Annotated in this window: 13 protein-coding genes; 8 read left to right on the top strand and 5 right to left on the bottom strand. The window is 40.2% G+C overall.

Translation table 11 applies throughout. The features are described from left to right. Positions 1-88 precede the first annotated feature (88 nt). Positions 89-1168 carry a metallophosphoesterase gene (locus VJ786_RS05720; RefSeq protein WP_336557420.1) on the top strand — a complete coding sequence of 360 codons (1080 nt, stop codon included), beginning with the start codon at positions 89-91 and terminating at the stop codon, positions 1166-1168. A 35-nt stretch (positions 1169-1203) separates the two neighbouring features. Next, positions 1204-2649 (top strand): M20/M25/M40 family metallo-hydrolase, encoded by a 1446-nt coding sequence (locus tag VJ786_RS05725; RefSeq protein ID WP_336557421.1) that lies wholly within the window; start codon positions 1204-1206, stop codon positions 2647-2649. Between the two features lie 195 nt (positions 2650-2844). Here the strand turns inward: VJ786_RS05725 and acs are convergent, their stop codons facing one another. After that, positions 2845-4758: an acetate--CoA ligase gene (gene acs / locus VJ786_RS05730; RefSeq protein WP_336557422.1), complete on the bottom strand. Its 1914-nt coding sequence runs from the start codon at positions 4756-4758 to the stop codon at positions 2845-2847. 182 nt (positions 4759-4940) lie between these two features. Here acs and VJ786_RS05735 point away from each other — a divergent pair, with 182 nt between their 5' ends. After that, positions 4941-5810, top strand: a complete 870-nt coding sequence (locus tag VJ786_RS05735; RefSeq protein ID WP_336557423.1) for a UbiA prenyltransferase family protein — start codon at positions 4941-4943, stop codon at positions 5808-5810. 22 nt (positions 5811-5832) lie between these two features. Here the strand turns inward: VJ786_RS05735 and VJ786_RS05740 are convergent, their stop codons facing one another. Then, positions 5833-6762 carry an NAD(P)-dependent oxidoreductase gene (locus tag VJ786_RS05740; RefSeq protein ID WP_336557424.1) on the bottom strand — a complete coding sequence of 310 codons (930 nt, stop codon included), beginning with the start codon at positions 6760-6762 and terminating at the stop codon, positions 5833-5835. Between the two features lie 35 nt (positions 6763-6797). Continuing rightward, complete coding sequence (rsmA, locus tag VJ786_RS05745) at positions 6798-7577, bottom strand: 16S rRNA (adenine(1518)-N(6)/adenine(1519)-N(6))-dimethyltransferase RsmA (RefSeq protein ID WP_336557425.1); 780 nt, start codon at positions 7575-7577, stop codon at positions 6798-6800. An 88-nt stretch (positions 7578-7665) separates the two neighbouring features. On the opposite strand from rsmA, the gene pdxA reads away from it, so the two are divergent. The 4 genes from pdxA to miaA all read left to right on the top strand — a co-directional run bounded on the left by pdxA (position 7666) and on the right by miaA (position 11825). Next, positions 7666-8721 carry a 4-hydroxythreonine-4-phosphate dehydrogenase PdxA gene (pdxA, locus tag VJ786_RS05750; protein WP_336557426.1) on the top strand — a complete coding sequence of 352 codons (1056 nt, stop codon included), beginning with the start codon at positions 7666-7668 and terminating at the stop codon, positions 8719-8721. 71 nt (positions 8722-8792) lie between these two features. Next, positions 8793-10205 carry a CCA tRNA nucleotidyltransferase gene (locus tag VJ786_RS05755; protein ID WP_336557427.1) on the top strand — a complete coding sequence of 471 codons (1413 nt, stop codon included), beginning with the start codon at positions 8793-8795 and terminating at the stop codon, positions 10203-10205. A gap of 60 nt (positions 10206-10265) precedes the next feature. Beyond that, positions 10266-10844, top strand: coding sequence for an IS1096 element passenger TnpR family protein (locus tag VJ786_RS05760; RefSeq protein WP_336557428.1), 579 nt, complete (start codon positions 10266-10268; stop codon positions 10842-10844). 66 nt (positions 10845-10910) lie between these two features. After that, positions 10911-11825: a tRNA (adenosine(37)-N6)-dimethylallyltransferase MiaA gene (miaA, locus tag VJ786_RS05765; RefSeq protein WP_336557429.1), complete on the top strand. Its 915-nt coding sequence runs from the start codon at positions 10911-10913 to the stop codon at positions 11823-11825. Positions 11826-11870: 45 nt separating this feature from the next. On the opposite strand, the gene VJ786_RS05770 is transcribed toward miaA, so the two are convergent. After that, a complete protein-coding gene (locus VJ786_RS05770; RefSeq protein ID WP_336557430.1) occupies positions 11871-12677 on the bottom strand; it encodes a hypothetical protein in 807 nt (268 codons plus the stop codon). 211 nt (positions 12678-12888) lie between these two features. Between VJ786_RS05770 and VJ786_RS05775 the strand changes: the two genes are divergently transcribed. Further along, positions 12889-15036 carry a glycoside hydrolase family 2 protein gene (locus VJ786_RS05775; RefSeq protein ID WP_336557431.1) on the top strand — a complete coding sequence of 716 codons (2148 nt, stop codon included), beginning with the start codon at positions 12889-12891 and terminating at the stop codon, positions 15034-15036. A gap of 249 nt (positions 15037-15285) precedes the next feature. Here the strand turns inward: VJ786_RS05775 and VJ786_RS05780 are convergent, their stop codons facing one another. Further along, positions 15286-16356, bottom strand: coding sequence for a branched-chain amino acid aminotransferase (locus tag VJ786_RS05780; RefSeq protein WP_336557432.1), 1071 nt, complete (start codon positions 16354-16356; stop codon positions 15286-15288). Positions 16357-16609 lie beyond the last annotated feature (253 nt).

Raw genomic sequence — 16609 nt, forward strand, 5'->3', positions numbered from 1 at the left:
TTTCGTCGTTAAATTACGGTTAAACTTGAAAAAAATGTAGTTTTCGTGTGGTTTTATAATTAGCTTTATTTATCAATTACTAATCAACATGAATAAAAAACCTATCCTAATTTTGACTCTATTTCTAGGGTTTTTGATGTATAATTTTACGGCTTCAGCACAGCAAGCTTATGTGAAACCAAAACTTAGTAACAAAGACTCTTGGTCTTTGGTTTTGATTCCCGATCCGCAATCCTATGTGAAATTTGAACGCAATGTTCCGCTGGTCAATTTAATGACTGCTTGGATAAAAGAAAATGTAGACTCCTTGAACACGCAGTTTGTGTTATGTACAGGAGATCTGGTGGAGCAAAATGATCTGTTGAATCCTAATGGAAAGGCGGCCAATCAGACCAGCAAACAACAATGGTCGAATATCCGTGGAGCATTTCAGAAGTTGGATGGGTATGTGCCGTATGTATTGGCAACTGGAAACCACGATTATGGGCATGTGAGTGCCGAATACCGGTCCACGCAGTATGATCAGTATTTTAGTTCGGATCAAAATGGCTTAAATGCAAAGGCTTTGCGTGAAGTAGGTCCCAATTTGAATGGCAATTCCAGCGCGGTAAATGCGGTATATGAGTTTACTACCCCACATCTGAAGAAGATATTGGTGATGGTATTGGAATTTGCACCACGGGATACCGTATTGCAATGGGCTAAATCGGTGGTGGATAAACCGGCATATGCTGAGCATGATGTGATTGTTCTTACGCATGTATTCTTGGATAAAAACAGCAAGCATATTGTTAATCAAGGATATAAGATTCAGGATGCTAATTATGGAGCTGCGGTTTTTGAGAAGTTGGTGAAACCTTCTAAGAATATCCGTTTGGTATTTTCGGGTCATATCGGGGAACCCAATAATTTTGAAGGACATATAGGTTTCCGACAGGATAAGAATGCCGCTGGAAAAACGGTCTCCCAAATGACTTTTAATGCGCAGGCAATGGGCGGTGGTTGGTTTGGAAACGGTGGCGATGGATGGTTGAGGTATCTGGAGTTCTTGCCTGATGGAAAGACCGTGAAAGTAAAAACCTTTTCACCTTTGTTTGCAATATCGCCAGCTACCCAATCTTTAGCGTATAAAACAGAGAAAAATCAAGAATTTGAGTTTGAATTGTAGTTCTTTTTATACTTTTGGGTTTACCAAGCTATATTATGAAGAAATTAATTTTATCTCGTTTATTTGTTTTTGCCGTTTTATCGTTAGTTAGCCTGCAATCATTAGTTGCTCAGGATATTTCCAAAGATAGTTTATCCAAACATGTACATTATCTTGCTTCGGAAGAATTGGAGGGAAGAGGTTTGGGCACTGCCGGAAAGGATAAAGCGACCAAATTTATAGTAGAACAGTTCAGATCGGCAGGTTTACAGCCATATCAAGGGGGTTTTATACAGGATTTTGAATTGACTTTTAGTCTTGCGAAGGTTAAGGCGCATAATGTATGGGCATTTGTAGAAGGGTCGGATCCTCAATTGAAATCAGAATTGATCGTGTTAGGAGCTCATTATGATCATCTGGGCTATAAAAAGGATCGTAAAGTTTGGTATCCTGGTGCTGATGATAATGCTTCTGGTGTAGCGACGGTAATTGAATTGGCGAAATATTTTGGAGAGGATGTCAATAGACCGAAACGAAGTATTTTGTTTATTGCCTTTGATGCGGAGGAATCGGGTCTTTTAGGTGCGAAACATTTTGTTGATAAGTTGAGTGCTGAAGAGCGCAATAAAATTAAGGCAATGTTCAGTTTTGATATGGTGGGAATGTTGAGTAAGAATAAGGGCTTGGTGTTAAAGGGTGTTCGGACATTGGGAGATGGCGTGGAATTGGCCGAACAAGAAGCAAAAGGATTAAACCTATTAAATCTTTCGGATAAAATTGAGGAGCGAACGGATACAGAACCTTTTGGGTCAGTAGGAATTCCTGCTATCCATGTTTTTACGGGATTGAAATCTCCTTATCATAAGCCTGAGGATAAAGCGGAATTATTGGATTATGATGGGATGAAGGAAATTGCTGATTTTTCAGCTCGATTTGTTGGAGCACTGGCTAATCAGCAGAAGGAACTTGTTGCTACCAAGAAGATGCAGAGGTTGAAGGAAAATCCGAAAAGTATTGGAAAACCAGTGACTTTAGCAGGAATGTTCCAGTTGAATTCGGGAAAGCATCTGTATGATGATGAGTTTTATGATGCAAAATCGGATATTGGCTTTAGCCTTGGTCTGCAAATGGAGTATCGGTTCAAGAAATTGTGGGCGGTTGATTTAGGAGGATATTTTAATAATAATGCAAGTCGATCTGCAGAAGGAAGGTTTGAGAGGAATTCATTGATGGTTCCGATGAATCTTAAATTTGGAAGTAATGTGGTTATTTCTGCAGGGCCGTATTATAAATATCATTTTAATGGTAAGAATGGGAATACGGATTTGGATTTTGAAAATACGTTTAGGAGGGATGAATGGGGGTATTCGCTAGGTGTGGCTGTAGAGGTGATGAATTATCATGTAGGATGGATAAGTAGAAGATCTTTTCACTCTATATATTCGAATGGGCCAAAGGTGATTCCAATTGAAAATGGGGTTTCTTTGGGGTGGAGGTTTTAATTTTTTTTGGGAAGACGCTGTCCTTGCGAAGGGTTAATAACGTCATTGCGAGGTGTGTATTACGTCATTGCGAGGCACGAAGCAATCTTTACATTAGTCGAAAGATTGCTTCGTGCCTCGCAATGACGGGGAAACCCGCAATAATGATGAAATATGCAATGCTGGAGTAAACCGGCAATAACAATGGCTCCCTATTTATTTCATCTCCTTGGAGCCTTCAATAATCGCTTCCACAACAGTAGGGTCCTGCAAGGTTGAAGTATCACCTAAAGATCCCAATTCGCCTTCCGCGATTTTTCTCAAAATCCTACGCATAATCTTCCCAGACCTTGTCTTAGGCAATTCAGTCACAAACTGAATAATATCAGGTTTAGCGATCGCACCAATAATCCTAGTCACGGTCTGCAAAATATCCTGACGTGTTTTCTCAGCATCGATATGATGGTTCGCAATCACATAAGCATAGATGCCCTGTCCTTTAACAGGATGCGGATAACCAACAATTGCTGATTCCACCACATCTGCGTGCATATTGATCGCATTTTCTACTTCAGCAGTTCCGATACGGTGTCCAGAGACATTCAACACATCATCCACACGGCCCGTAATTCGGTAATATCCTTCCGGACTTCTATAACAACCGTCACCTGTAAAATACATATCCTCATACGTAGAGAAATATGTCTGTCTACAACGTTCATGGTCGCCCCAAGTTGTACGCAGCATACCTGGCCAAGGGAATTTGATACAAAGGTTTCCAGAAACATCGTTTCCTTCAATCTCTTCTCCGTTCTCATCCATCAAACAAGGTTGAACGCCTGGCAATGGTAACATGGCATATCCTGGGATTTCCGGTGTAATACCCGCAATCGGCGTAATCAAATGACCACCATTTTCTGTCTGCCACCAGGTATCCACAATCGGACAATTTCCTTTTCCCACTTTATCGTGGTACCAATTCCAAGCTTCCTCATTGATTGGCTCACCCACGGTACCTAACACTCTTAAAGAAGAAAGGTCCTTATTCTGCACATATTCATCTCCAAAAGCCATCAACGAACGGATCGCTGTAGGAGCGGTATATAAGATGTTAACTTTGTATTTTTCTACGATATCCCAGAAACGGCTAGCATCAGGATAGGTTGGAATTCCCTCAAACATCAAAGAAGTAGCTCCTTGCGATAATGGTCCATATACGATGTAACTATGGCCAGTAATCCAACCAATATCAGCTGTACAGAAATACACTTCTCCAGGTTGGTATTGGAAAGTATTGGCGAAGGTATATCCGGTATAGACCATATAACCGGCAGTACTGTGCACTACACCTTTCGGTTTTCCGGTCGAACCGGAGGTATATAGGATAAATAAGGTATCCTCAGCATCCATTTCTTCTGCTGGGCATGCTGGATTTCCTTGTGTTTCCACTTTCTTGATCTCATCTTCCCACCATACATCACGACCTTTGATCATGGAAATCGGCGTACGCGTACGGGTAAGTACAATCACTTTTTCTACCGATTTACATTGCATCAAGGCATCATCAACAATGGTTTTAAGTTCCAGGATTTTCTTTCCACGGAAACCACCATCCGAAGTGATCACCAATTTACATTCCGCATCATTGATCCTGTCTGCAATGGATTGCGCCGAGAAACCACCAAAAACCACCGAGTGGATGGCGCCTATTCGAGCACAGGCAAGAACAGCAATCACCAATTCAGGAACCATCGGCAAGTAGATACAAACCCGGTCGCCTTTGCGGATGTTGTTGTTCTTTAATACATTGGAGAATTGTTCTACCTTCTGTAATAATTGTTTATAGGAAAGCACACGATGTGCCTCATGTGGATCATTTGGCTCCCAAATAATAGCAGGCTTATCGCCCAACTGGTAAATATGACGGTCTAAACAGTTTTCGGTAATGTTCAGCTTACCACCTTCAAACCACTTAATATCCGGCTCCTTGAAATTCCAGTTTAATACATTGGTCCATTTTCTTTTCCAAAAGAAATTCTCCGCAATGCCTCCCCAGAATTGTTCCGGATTTTCTACACTCTCTTTGTAAGCTTTTTGATACTCCTCAAAAGATTTAATTTGAAAACTCATCTTTCTAAAATAAAATTATAGGTCTATATGTTTATTTGCTAGGGAAATTATTTAATTCGGTCAATTAGTTATTAGATGCCGTTAAATAGCCTCCCAGCAGAGCTAATTTAATTTTTTTTAATATGTTTTACTAATTTTTCCTGTCTTGATTGAATAAATTGCATTTTTGTTTAGGTTTTATTGTGGAAATTTTAAAGAGGATATATTATTTTTTGGTGCATACCAACCTGCTCATTGCTTTGGCTGCAATAGCCCAATGCGCCTTGACTTACATGATCCTCCAACTCCCGATAAATCCTTCCATCTTAATTGTCGAGGGAACAACCACCTTATTGTTGTACAATTTGAGCTTGTATCTCTCTTTACCCCGAGAAACCGAAAAATCACCTTATATACGAACGCGCTGGATAGGAAGGAATTTGCCTGTTTTTTGGGTATTAAGTTTATTAGCCTTTATTGTTTGTCTGTTTGCATTATGGCAACTGCAACTTATCACTTGGGTGTTTCTTGGTGTCATCGGGTTGATCAGCATTGCTTACGCTGTTCCGCTCGTCAAATTCAAAGGTAAGAGACTTGGTTTGAGGCAGGTTCCAGGTTTAAAGGTATTCTATATTGCGGTAATATGGTCGCTGAGCAGCGTGGGATTGCCCGTCCTTGAATTATATGCAAATGGTGAGGCGATCGATTGGTATATGGCTAATTACTTAGGCATCGTTAAGATTCTATTTCTGCTGCTCTGTACCTTGCCCTTTGATATCCGAGATTATGAGCAGGATGTACAATATAATCTGAAAACCTTGCCCATTCTATTGGGAAAAAGGAAAGCGATAGGTTTATCCTATGCTATGGGCGTAATCCATATTCTCTTGATCTATTTTTCACCTTATTCAGATCCTGTTAAAATGGGAATGGTTTTAACCAGTTTGCTTGTACTGTTTCTTTTTAAAGCCCTTATTTTCACAACAAAAAAACATTACCACCATGTTTACCTCTTGGATTTAGCTTTGATTGTACAGTGGTTGATCGTATGGATCTGCTTATCGTGGAAGTAGTACCTAGCCTAATTTTCTACTTTTATCTGTTCTTTAAAAAACCGATAATCTTTTCACCAAGGAAGGAGGAAAGCTTCTCGTAACTTTCAAAGGTCCAACCGGCCACATGCGGACTCAACAAAACATTGTCCCTGCTGATCAGATCTGCATACCATTCCTGTTCCGCTAAAGCTGGAAATTTTTCGAATGGGAGCACATCAAAGGCTGCTCCAAGAATCTTTCCATTGTCGAGATTCTTTAAGACCGCAGGAACTTTTGCGATTCCTCCTCGGGCGCCCATCAAAAAAAAGATGGGTTTGCGGAAATGGAAAAGATATTCCTCATCCACCATACCTCTTGTTTCGCGGGTCAATGGGATGTGGAAACTTAATACATCGGCTTGTTTTACCACTTCTTCCATGGAAACCTCACGCGCATATTGATCCGAAAAGCCAGTTTTGTATTTATCGTAAGCAATAACATTAACCTCAAAACCGGATAGCTTCTTGGCCATGGCCTGGCCGTTATTCCCATAACCGATCAATGCAACAGTCCGACCTTTGAGTTCATAACCTCTGTTTTCTTCCCTTTTCCAGAAACCCGTTCTCACTTCCTTATCCCCCCGATTCAGGTTATTCATCAAGCTCAATAACATGCCGATCATATGTTCGCCCACTGCATCGCGGTTTCCTTCATTAGCAGAAAAAAGGAATATTGCTCTAGAAGCGGCATATTCTTCATCGATATTGTCCATCCCAGCTCCGGCCCTGCCTATAAATTCCAGCTTATTCCCCAAATCGATGAAAGCCTGGTCAACTTGGAATTTTGATCGGATGATAAGTCCTGAATAGTTCCCTATTATTTTTTCTGCCTCTTCACGCTGTATATCAGGTTGATAATCATAAGCAATGTTCTCCTTCTTGAACTGGTCAAGAATAACCTCATGTAAATCATCGACAATTAATATGCTCATGAAAAATGGAATTAAATTTCAACTATTTATGTTGATTAGGGTTTCTTAGCGATTTCATTGGTCAATTGAACAAAATCGTTTACATCCAATCGTTCCGCTCGAAGTTCGTAAAGAGGATTATCACTCATCTGTTCTTTTGGGATAACGCCCGAAAGTGCATTTCTTAAGGTTTTCCGTCTTTGGTTAAATCCAGCTTTCACTACACGCCAAAATAATTTCTCATCACAATCCAAAGATTCCTTATCATTCCTCACCATGCGCATTACACCTGATAAAACCTTTGGCGGTGGATTAAAAGCACCTGCTTTTACCGTGAATAGATAAGAAACATCATAATAAGCCTGCAAAAAGACGGATAAGATTCCGTACTCTTTGTTCCCTGGCTTAGCCACACAACGTTCTGCAACTTCCTTTTGGAACATGCCCACCATTTCAACTACGCGCTGTCTTTCTTCTAAGATCTTGAAAAGAATCTGGGAGGAAATATTGTAGGGAAAATTCCCGATCACGGCCATTTTATCGCCAAAATATCGACCAAAATCCAGGTTAAGAAAGTCTCCATGGATCAATCTATTTCCTAATTCGGGGTACTTATCAGCTAAAAATTCAATGGATTCATCATCTACATCGATGAGAAAGGTTTCGTAGTTAGTGTTCTGAAGGAGGAAATCGGAGAGTACACCCATCCCAGGACCTACTTCCAACACCTGATTGAATCCTAAGGAAGGAGTCAAAGCATCCACTATACGTTGTGCCGCATTTTTATCATTAAGAAAATGCTGGCCTAAATGTTTCTTTGCACGAACTGAACCCATAAGCTTAAATTATGCAAAGATACTATTTTTAAATAACCTGATTGTTTATCTTTTTTTGCTATTTTTGACTATCTAATGCGCAAAAAAGATGAGTGAAAAGCTAAAAATTGGGATTTCAATCGGCGATATCAATGGTATCGGACTAGAGGTAATTATCAAATCGTTAATGGATCCTCGGATCTTGGATTTCTTTACCCCAATTGTATACGGAAATACCAAAGTAGCTTCCTTTCATCGCAAAGCAATAGGTGTTAATGATTTCAGTTTCAACGTGATCAATGCCGCATCAGATGCCAATCCGAAGCGTCCTAATATGATCAATTGTTGGCAAGAAGATGTGAAGATAACTTTGGGCGAACAGAACGAAACAGGCGGAAAATACGCATTCATTTCCCTACAAAAAGCAGCAGAGGACTTAAAAGCCGGTGTGATCGATGCATTGGTTACTGCACCCATCAACAAACATAATATCCAACAAGAAGGATTTAATTTTCCTGGGCATACCGAATATCTTCAAGACTTTTTCGGGGCTAAGGATGTTTTGATGTTCATGGTCAGTGAAGATCTTCGAGTAGGGGTGGTAACAGGCCATATTCCAGTTAAAGAAGTATCCGCAGCGATTACCGAAGAATCCATCCTACACAAATTGCGCATGATGAATGCCAGTCTGAAAGTAGATTTCTGGATCCAGAAACCAAAAATAGCCGTATTGGGATTAAACCCTCATGCTGGCGATGATGGACTTATCGGTACAGAGGACCAGGACATCGTCGCTCCAGCGATCAAAAAAGCCTTCGATGAAGGGATATTCTGTTTCGGACCATATCCTGCAGATGGTTTTTTTGCTGCAGATGCCTATACCAAATTTGATGCGGTATTAGCGATGTACCACGATCAAGGTCTGATCCCTTTCAAGCATATTGCTTCTCGAAACGGGATTAACTTTACTGCGGGCTTACCGGTAGTAAGGACCTCTCCGGACCATGGAACGGGTTATGATATTGCTGGAAAGAACCAAGCGTCGCATACTTCCTTCCTTTCCGCGATCTTTGAGGCCGTTCATATTGTGAATAGGCGTCGGGAGCAGGCTGTATTGGCAGAAAATCCATTAGCATTCCGTCGTTTGAGCAAGGATAGAGACTAATCTATCCGTTTTTTAGTCAGGTAGCAGGTCCCTGTTATCTATAAATTTCATTACTTTTGCACTTTGTTGCTATGAGTGAAAATTTAAGTCATCCAATATTTTCCATTATCCGAGATTTGGCGAAGGAAGAACAGGTATCTTGTTTCGTAATTGGCGGCTATGTTCGTGATCGGATCATGGGCAGGCCATTAAAAGATGATATCGATATATTAGTGTTGGGAAGTGGGATTGATTTTGCTACCAAACTAGGGGAGAAGCTGCATACGAATGTAGCGGTGTATAAATCCTTCGGAACCGCCATGCTCAATTTTCAAGGTTTACAGGTCGAATTTGTGGGGGCTCGCAAAGAATCCTATCGTCGGGAATCGAGAAAACCTATTGTGGAAGATGGTACATTGGAAGATGATCAGAATCGGCGTGATTTTACGATCAATGCAATGGCCTACTCCTTGAATGAGGAGAATTATGGCGAGTTGATCGATCCTTTTGATGGCGTGGCTGATATCCAGAACCAACTGATAAAAACCCCATTAGAACCCGGAATAACTTTTTCAGACGATCCTTTGCGAATGATGCGTGCCATCCGCTTCGCTACCCAATTGAACTTTCGAATTGATTCAGCAGCGTTGAATGCTATTGCTGAACATGCCGATCGTATCAAGATCATCTCCAAAGAGCGGGTAATCGATGAACTGAATAAAATTATCCTTGCTAAGAAACCATCCATCGGTTTTAAGTATTTGTTTGATACCGGCTTATTGGAGTTGATATTTCCGGCGATGCATCAATTATATGGTGTAGACTATGTGGATGGAAAAGGACATAAGGATAATTTCTATCATACTTTGGAGGTATTGGATAATGTAGCGGAAATGTCTGATGATCTCTGGTTGAGATGGGCAGCAATCATGCACGATATCGCCAAGCCGGCCACCAAAAGATTTGATAAGAAGGTAGGTTGGACCTTTCATGGCCATGAAGATAAAGGGGCTAAAATGGTTCCGAAACTATTTGCCGAGCTCAAGTTGCCTCTCCATGAAAAGATGAAATTTGTGCAGAAACTAGTGGCTTTGCATCTTCGTCCTATTGTGCTTGCAAAGGATATCGTAACAGATTCTGCAGTTAGAAGACTATTGTTCGAAGCGGGAGATGATATTGATGCCTTGATGATGTTATGCCATGCGGATGTAACGACCAAGAATGATTTCAAGAAAAAGAAATACCGCGAGAATTTCGACTTGGTCAAACAGAAGTTGAAAGATGTGGAGGAAAGGGATCAGATACGAAATTGGCAGCCGCCAATTGATGGTGATGATATCATGAAAATGTTTGGTATAGGCCCTGGAAGGCATGTAGGTATTATTAAAAACGCTATCCGTGAAGCTATCTTGGAAGGCGAAATTCCAAATGCAAGGAAGGAAGCACTACAATTTATGTTGGAGAAAGGTAAAAACTTAGGCCTTGAAGTGGTTGGTCAAGTTTAATTTTTTTAAAAAATATGTAACTTTAATGCTCGAAATATCGCATTATTAACGAAATATAAAATGGCAATTTACAGATTTAGGGTAACCTTTGAAGACTATGAGGATGTGTACAGAGAGGTTGACATGCCTTCTAAAGCAACTTTTTTAGAACTGCATGAAACGATCCATAAATCAACGGGTTACGATCAGGACAAATCTTCTTCTTTTTATGTAAGTAATGACCAATGGAAAAAAGGCACTGAAATCGCATTTCAACCTAATCAAAGGAAGAAGAGTGCAGGTGTATTATTGGTAGAAGATGTTCGACTTAGTAAATTCATCGATGATCCACATCAGAAATTTTACTACGTATATAATTTTGATCGTCCATACGACTTTCATGTAGAGCTGATCAAGATCCTTAAAGAAGAGGATGGGAAGGAATATCCTGCGGTATTCAAAAAAGTGGGTGAAGCACCAAAAGTGGTTTCTGCGGCTAATTTCCCTGTTACAGGCGATGAGGATGAGGACGATGATTATGTTGAAGAAGTTGGCGAAGAGTACGGTGTAGATGAGGAGGATGATTATGATATGTTCGATGACGAAGAAGGGGAAGAAGGAGAGGGCGAAGAAAAAAGCTCATCAAACGAAGATTATTAAGATTTTTTAGATTCGAATAGGAATAGATGATAGCCAAACTATCATCTATTTTTTTAAATATCCATTATGTCAAGTCAGAAAACATTGATTGTTGTTGTTGGACCTACTGCTGTTGGCAAGACGGCTATGGGCATCGCCTTGGCAAAATATTTCAAAACATCCATTATATCGGCTGATTCCCGGCAATTCTATCAAGAAATGAGTATTGGGACAGCCAAACCGACAAAAGAGGAACTTGCCGAAGCAAAACATTACTTTATCGATTCCCATTCTATTGCCACTGATTATACGGCGGGTGACTATGAACGGGAAGCACTTCAATGCTTGGAAGAATTATTCAAAACTACAGATGTAGTGATCGCTGTGGGAGGATCTGGTTTATTTGTTCGTGCGCTGACAGAAGGACTGGATGATTTACCTAAAGCACCGGAAGAAGTCCGTGAATCTTTGAACCAATCCTTTAGGGAACATGGTTTGCAACCCCTCCAAGCAAGATTAAAGGAGGTTGATCCCACTTACTATGCCAAGGCTGATATCGAAAATCCGCAGCGTGTAATCCGTGCATTGGAAGTTTTTGAAGCTTCAGGGAAACCTATTTCTCATTTTTTGAAAAATGAGACTATGAAAAGACCATTCGATGTCATCAGTATTGGTTTGAATACGGATAGAGCGGTGTTATACGAACGAATCAATCGTCGGGTAGACATCATGATGGAACAAGGTCTTTTAGCGGAGGTACAATCCCTTTCCTCCTATAAAAATAAGCCAGCGCTATTGACGGTTGGTTATGCAGAACTATTCGATTACCTGGATGGTCTAATCTCTTTGGAAGAAGCAATAGACCGAATCAAACAGAACTCTAGGCGTTACGCAAAACGACAGATAACCTGGTTCAAGAAATATGGCCAAACCCATTGGTTCGAGCCCAACGATCCGCAGGCCGTCCTGGAATTTCTATCAGAAAAATTGCCAAAAAAATAGCCCCTCTTTCAAGGGGCATTCATTTGTGTATGTAATAGATGTGATTTAATCGTTTGGCAGCTCTTCCAGGTATTTCAATTCACTCTCTGATAAACCTTGAGAAGAATCGGTTAGCTTCCATAGAATATCCTGCAATTCATCAACAATATCCCAATAATCGCTGCTGTAATCTTCCTGTACGTTGTATTGTTCAATGTTAATTTTTTTATTCTTTAACTTGTTGATCAGGTCATGAATGATTCTCGAATTGGTAACCACCGCAAAGTCATATTGTTCAGAACTTGATGAACTTGATTTTGATGCATTTCCACAGTACATATGTAGATCCAATAGTTTCGTGCTGTTAGCTGGGATGGTAATCGTCACTTTCTTCAACAGAACACCATTCTGATAATGTCCTGACCTGGATTTAATGATCAATCCTGCCGGTATTTCAAATCTTTTTTCAGAAGAAGTGCTATTCTTCAAATTAAGGGCTAACCTCACGTATTCCCCACTTCCTCTTGTAAAATCAGCGGTATTATTAGCTAAATCAGCTTTTAGCGCAGCTCTTTTTTTGGAAATAGACGCTTTGAACCCTTGCTGTGTTTCGGTATTTACCTTGGAGAAGTTACCATAGTACCCTGAAAAGCCTGTGATCTCACCTTCTTGGCTAATACCTTCAGGTAGGGTGTATTTTATCCCGGTCAATTCTCCCTCTTTTTGCCCAAGGCCAGGGATCTCTCCAGGAGTGTAATCTTTTAATTCTTGATTATAGGAGGTATCATCATTACTGTCTTTAGAACAGGAAATTTGGAAGAAGCAGATGCTGCATAAAAGGACAAGGCTTGTCAAGATGGATCGTTTTTTCATAAGATTCGTTTTATTAATAGTAAGTTTCAATTGAATAGAACTTCTGTTTCAAAGGTATGAAGAAGAAAAACCTTAAAAAATACCGGATTTCAGGTAAATTTCATTTCATTTTACGGGAGTTGGCAAAGTTTACAATTTGCGCAATCGATTGACAGCAATTTCAGAAGAAGAGAATTCTTATATTGTCGCTCAAATTATAATACCCCATATCATGATTTTCAAGAAACTACCTTATTTGACGCTTTCGATGGTTTTAGGCCTTTCGTCCGTTCATGCGCAATCAAGAGTTGATAAACCATTTAATGATAATTGGCAATTCTATAAAGCGAACAACAGCACATTTTTTACGGATTTTGATAATGGCACTAAGTATTTTGAAAGCCAAAGTCAATGGACCAAATTAGAAGTTTGGGAGGATATTCAGTTGCCTCATACCTATAATAGGGAAGATATGCAAAAAGATCGGAATTTCTTTGAAGGCAAAGCTGTTTATCAAAAGAAATTCCAGATGACAGCTGCGGATAAGGAAAAAAGGAGCTTTCTGAAATTTGAAGGAGTAGGGGCAGTCGCTCAACTATTCATCAATGGAAATTATATTGGAGAACATAAGGGCGGATATGGAATGTTCGTTTTTGAGATCACCAATTCGGTGGATTATGAAAAGGAGAATACTGTGGTTGTTGTTACGGACAATAAATCGAGACGTGATATTATTCCGATCAACCAATTTTTATTTCCGGTATATGGCGGTATTTACAGGCCGGTGCATTTGATCCAAACGAATAAAACAGGATTTGTAGTTACGGACCAAGCTTCTGCCGGTATTTATATCCGTCAGAAAAATGTATCTTCCAAGAGTGCTGATGTTTCGGTGGAGGTAAAATTGGAAACCAAAGAAAAGCATACCCAATCGGGAGAATTGCTTGTTGAAATCCGGGATTTTGAAGGCAAGGTGGTGCAAACGGAAAAACAGGCGGTTAAGATAAGTCCACAAGGTGTAACCTATGTAACCCAGGATATCAAGATGAAATCGCCAAGATTGTGGGACGGCGTTAGGGATCCATACCTCTATTCCTTGACCGCGAAATTAATGGTGAAAGGGAAAGAGATGGATGCGGTAAAACAACCGTTGGGGGTTCGTAAGGTAGAATTGATCGCGGGTAAAGGTGTGTTCTTAAATGGCAAGCAATATCCAATGTTTGGTGTATGTAGACATCAGGACCGGGAAGGATTTGGAAGTGCATTAAGTTTTGAACAGCATAAGGAGGATTTCGAATTTATGAAGGAAATGGGGGTTACTACGCTCCGTTTGGCACATTATCAGCAATCTCCGGAGGTATATGCTTTGGCTGATACTGTAGGTTTTCTTACTTGGGCAGAGATTCCTTTTGTGAACAGGGTGTCGTATTATGAGAATGATAATGCAAAGCAGCAGATGCATGAATTGGTGAAACAGAATTTCAACCATCCTTCCATTTATATCTGGGGAGTACATAATGAAGTATATTCTAAAACTGCGGATGAACAAGTTCCGGTGTTGTCAAGGGAATTGAATGATATCGCAAAGACATTGGATCCAGATCGTTATACTGTAGCAGTTACGGGTTATAATGTAGTTGATCGTCAGGAAAATCTGAGTACAGATGTTCAGGGGATAAATCATTATTTCGGATGGTATGGTGGTAAGATTGAAGATCTGAAACCATGGGCAGAAAAGGTTCAGCAGAATTTCCCGGATTATAAGGTTATTTTATCGGAATATGGGGCAGATGGAAATATAGATATTGGCCAAGAGTTGTTGGAACAACCTAAGGATGTGGTTTCGGGGAAGTCTTTTCCAGAGAATTATCAAACGGAGACCCATATTAAGCAATGGGCTGCGATAGAACAGAATCCAATTATTTTGGCTTCCTATGTTTGGAACATGTTCGAATTTGCGGTTCCTGCCTGGAATAGGGGTGGTGTGAATGCAAGAAACTTAAAAGGGCTGATTACATTTGATCGCAAGCGTAAAAAAGATTCTTTCTATTGGTATAAGGCAAATTGGAATCCAGAGCCGATGATTTATTTGGCGAATAGGAGAGATAATAAAAGAACAAATGCAAGTACGAAGATTCAGGTGTTTTCGAATTTAAATAATGTGGTTGTTTCGGTTAATGGGAAAGATTATAAGGCAGTGAAAGGGGAGAACGATAAGCATTGGGTGGTAGAGCAGGTTCAGCTTCAAAAAGGAGAAAATAGGATTGTAGCGAAGGGGGAAAATAATGCAGGTGGTAAAGCTGTTGGTGGTAAAGTGGCTGGTAGTAAAGCTACTGCTGCTAATGTGTTGACCGATGAAATGATTTGGACTTTGGAATAGATTAGGGGTTGGAATACGTTGTGCCTTGGAATAGGTTGGATGTTTTCACTCAAACGTCATTGCGAGGAGGTACGACGAAGCAATCTTACCTTATGTCATGCTGAGCGTAGTCGAAGCATCTGTTCGTTAGTAACCGTACAGATCCTTCGACGATGCTCAGGATGACAAAGTGTAAAGATTGCTTCGTTCCTCGCAATGACGATAAAGTTCCTCGCAATGACGTGAATTTATCTTAATCCACCATTATCCCTACTTCACTATAAAATTCCAGCCAAATGGATCTTCGATCCTCCCATATCTTAAATCATTCAAATAATTCAATACCTTATTTGAAAATTCTCTTCCTTCAACCGGAGGAAGACTATAATCCTCACCTTCATATCCAATACGATCAATATGCGTAATAGTCGCAGCAGTACCTGCCGCAAAAGCTTCCGTAACTTTACCCTCTTTTATCCCATCGATCAGCTCCTGAACAGAAACCTTACGTTGCTCTGCCTTATAACCCCATTTTTCAGCCAATTCCATAATCGTCCTACGCGTCACACCATGAAGAATCGTATCCCCATGAGGCGTAATAATCGTATCTCCAATCCGGAAAATTAAATTCGCTGTACCAGCTTCTTCAATGTACTTATGCTCAAGCGCATCCGTCCACATGATCTGGTCATAGCCTTCATCGTTCGCTAATTGCGTAGGATATAACGATAACGCATAATTCCCAGCATTTTTAGAGAAACCAACACCACCTTCAGCAGCACGTGTATAATGCGTTTCCACTTTTAAACTGATCGGTTTGCTGTAATAAGCCCCTACCGGACAAGTGATAATAATGAATTTGTATGATTTTGATGGATGTACGCCCAATGCAGCTTCAGTCGCAAACATAAAAGGTCGAATATAAAGGGAAGTTCCACCTACTGCTGGAACCCAATCTCTATCTACATCCAATAATTTTTTTAACCCATCCATGAAGATCTCTTCCGGCACCTCTGGCATCTGCAAACGTGCAGCAGATTTATTGAATCTTTCCCAGTTTTTATCCGGACGGAAAATACTAACCGTACCATCTTCAAACTTATATCCTTTGATACCTTCAAAAATAGCTTGACCATAGTGCAGTGCAGACATGGAAGGGCTTACAGAAAGGTCTCCATAAGGCACAATGCTTACATCTTCCCATTTGCCATTGTCGTAGCTAGCTACGAGCATGTGATCAGACATGATCTGTCCGAATTTTAAATTGTTAAAGTCTACCTGCGAGAGTCTTGATTGTGTTACTGGCTCTACGCGAAATGAAATTTGTTCTGTCGCGCTCATATCTTAATTGATTGTTTTCGTTCTGCAAGTTAGGCAAAATTATTAAAATCCATACATTGTATGTTTTCCTATTCAGCACTGTATACTCTTTGCTATACTGTTAAGTATTAATACCCGAAAAATCCGAGAAAATTCAGTTCGGTATAATATTTGGATTATCGACCGGCAACTAACAATATTTTGTTAACAAACAACAGGTTATGGAAAGGAAATTGACAAATTTTAATAATTACGAAACAAAAGAAGTAGGTGG

This window comes from Sphingobacterium tenebrionis (assembly GCF_037126265.1).
Classification (GTDB): domain Bacteria; phylum Bacteroidota; class Bacteroidia; order Sphingobacteriales; family Sphingobacteriaceae; genus Sphingobacterium; species Sphingobacterium tenebrionis.

Excerpts from the sequence above, each read along its gene's own strand:
- VJ786_RS05775 (WP_336557431.1), top strand. The coding sequence starts at position 12,889 with ATGATTTTCAAGAAACTACCTTATTTGACGCTTTCGATGGTTTTAGGC.
- VJ786_RS05740 (WP_336557424.1), bottom strand. The coding sequence starts at position 6,762 with ATGAGCATATTAATTGTCGATGATTTACATGAGGTTATTCTTGACCAG.
- pdxA (WP_336557426.1), top strand. The coding sequence starts at position 7,666 with ATGAGTGAAAAGCTAAAAATTGGGATTTCAATCGGCGATATCAATGGT.
- VJ786_RS05770 (WP_336557430.1), bottom strand. The coding sequence starts at position 12,677 with ATGAAAAAACGATCCATCTTGACAAGCCTTGTCCTTTTATGCAGCATC.
- miaA (WP_336557429.1), top strand. The coding sequence starts at position 10,911 with ATGTCAAGTCAGAAAACATTGATTGTTGTTGTTGGACCTACTGCTGTT.
- VJ786_RS05755 (WP_336557427.1), top strand. The coding sequence starts at position 8,793 with ATGAGTGAAAATTTAAGTCATCCAATATTTTCCATTATCCGAGATTTG.
- acs (WP_336557422.1), bottom strand. The coding sequence starts at position 4,758 with ATGAGTTTTCAAATTAAATCTTTTGAGGAGTATCAAAAAGCTTACAAA.
- VJ786_RS05760 (WP_336557428.1), top strand. The coding sequence starts at position 10,266 with ATGGCAATTTACAGATTTAGGGTAACCTTTGAAGACTATGAGGATGTG.
- VJ786_RS05780 (WP_336557432.1), bottom strand. The coding sequence starts at position 16,356 with ATGAGCGCGACAGAACAAATTTCATTTCGCGTAGAGCCAGTAACACAA.
- rsmA (WP_336557425.1), bottom strand. The coding sequence starts at position 7,577 with ATGGGTTCAGTTCGTGCAAAGAAACATTTAGGCCAGCATTTTCTTAAT.
- VJ786_RS05725 (WP_336557421.1), top strand. The coding sequence starts at position 1,204 with ATGAAGAAATTAATTTTATCTCGTTTATTTGTTTTTGCCGTTTTATCG.
- VJ786_RS05720 (WP_336557420.1), top strand. The coding sequence starts at position 89 with ATGAATAAAAAACCTATCCTAATTTTGACTCTATTTCTAGGGTTTTTG.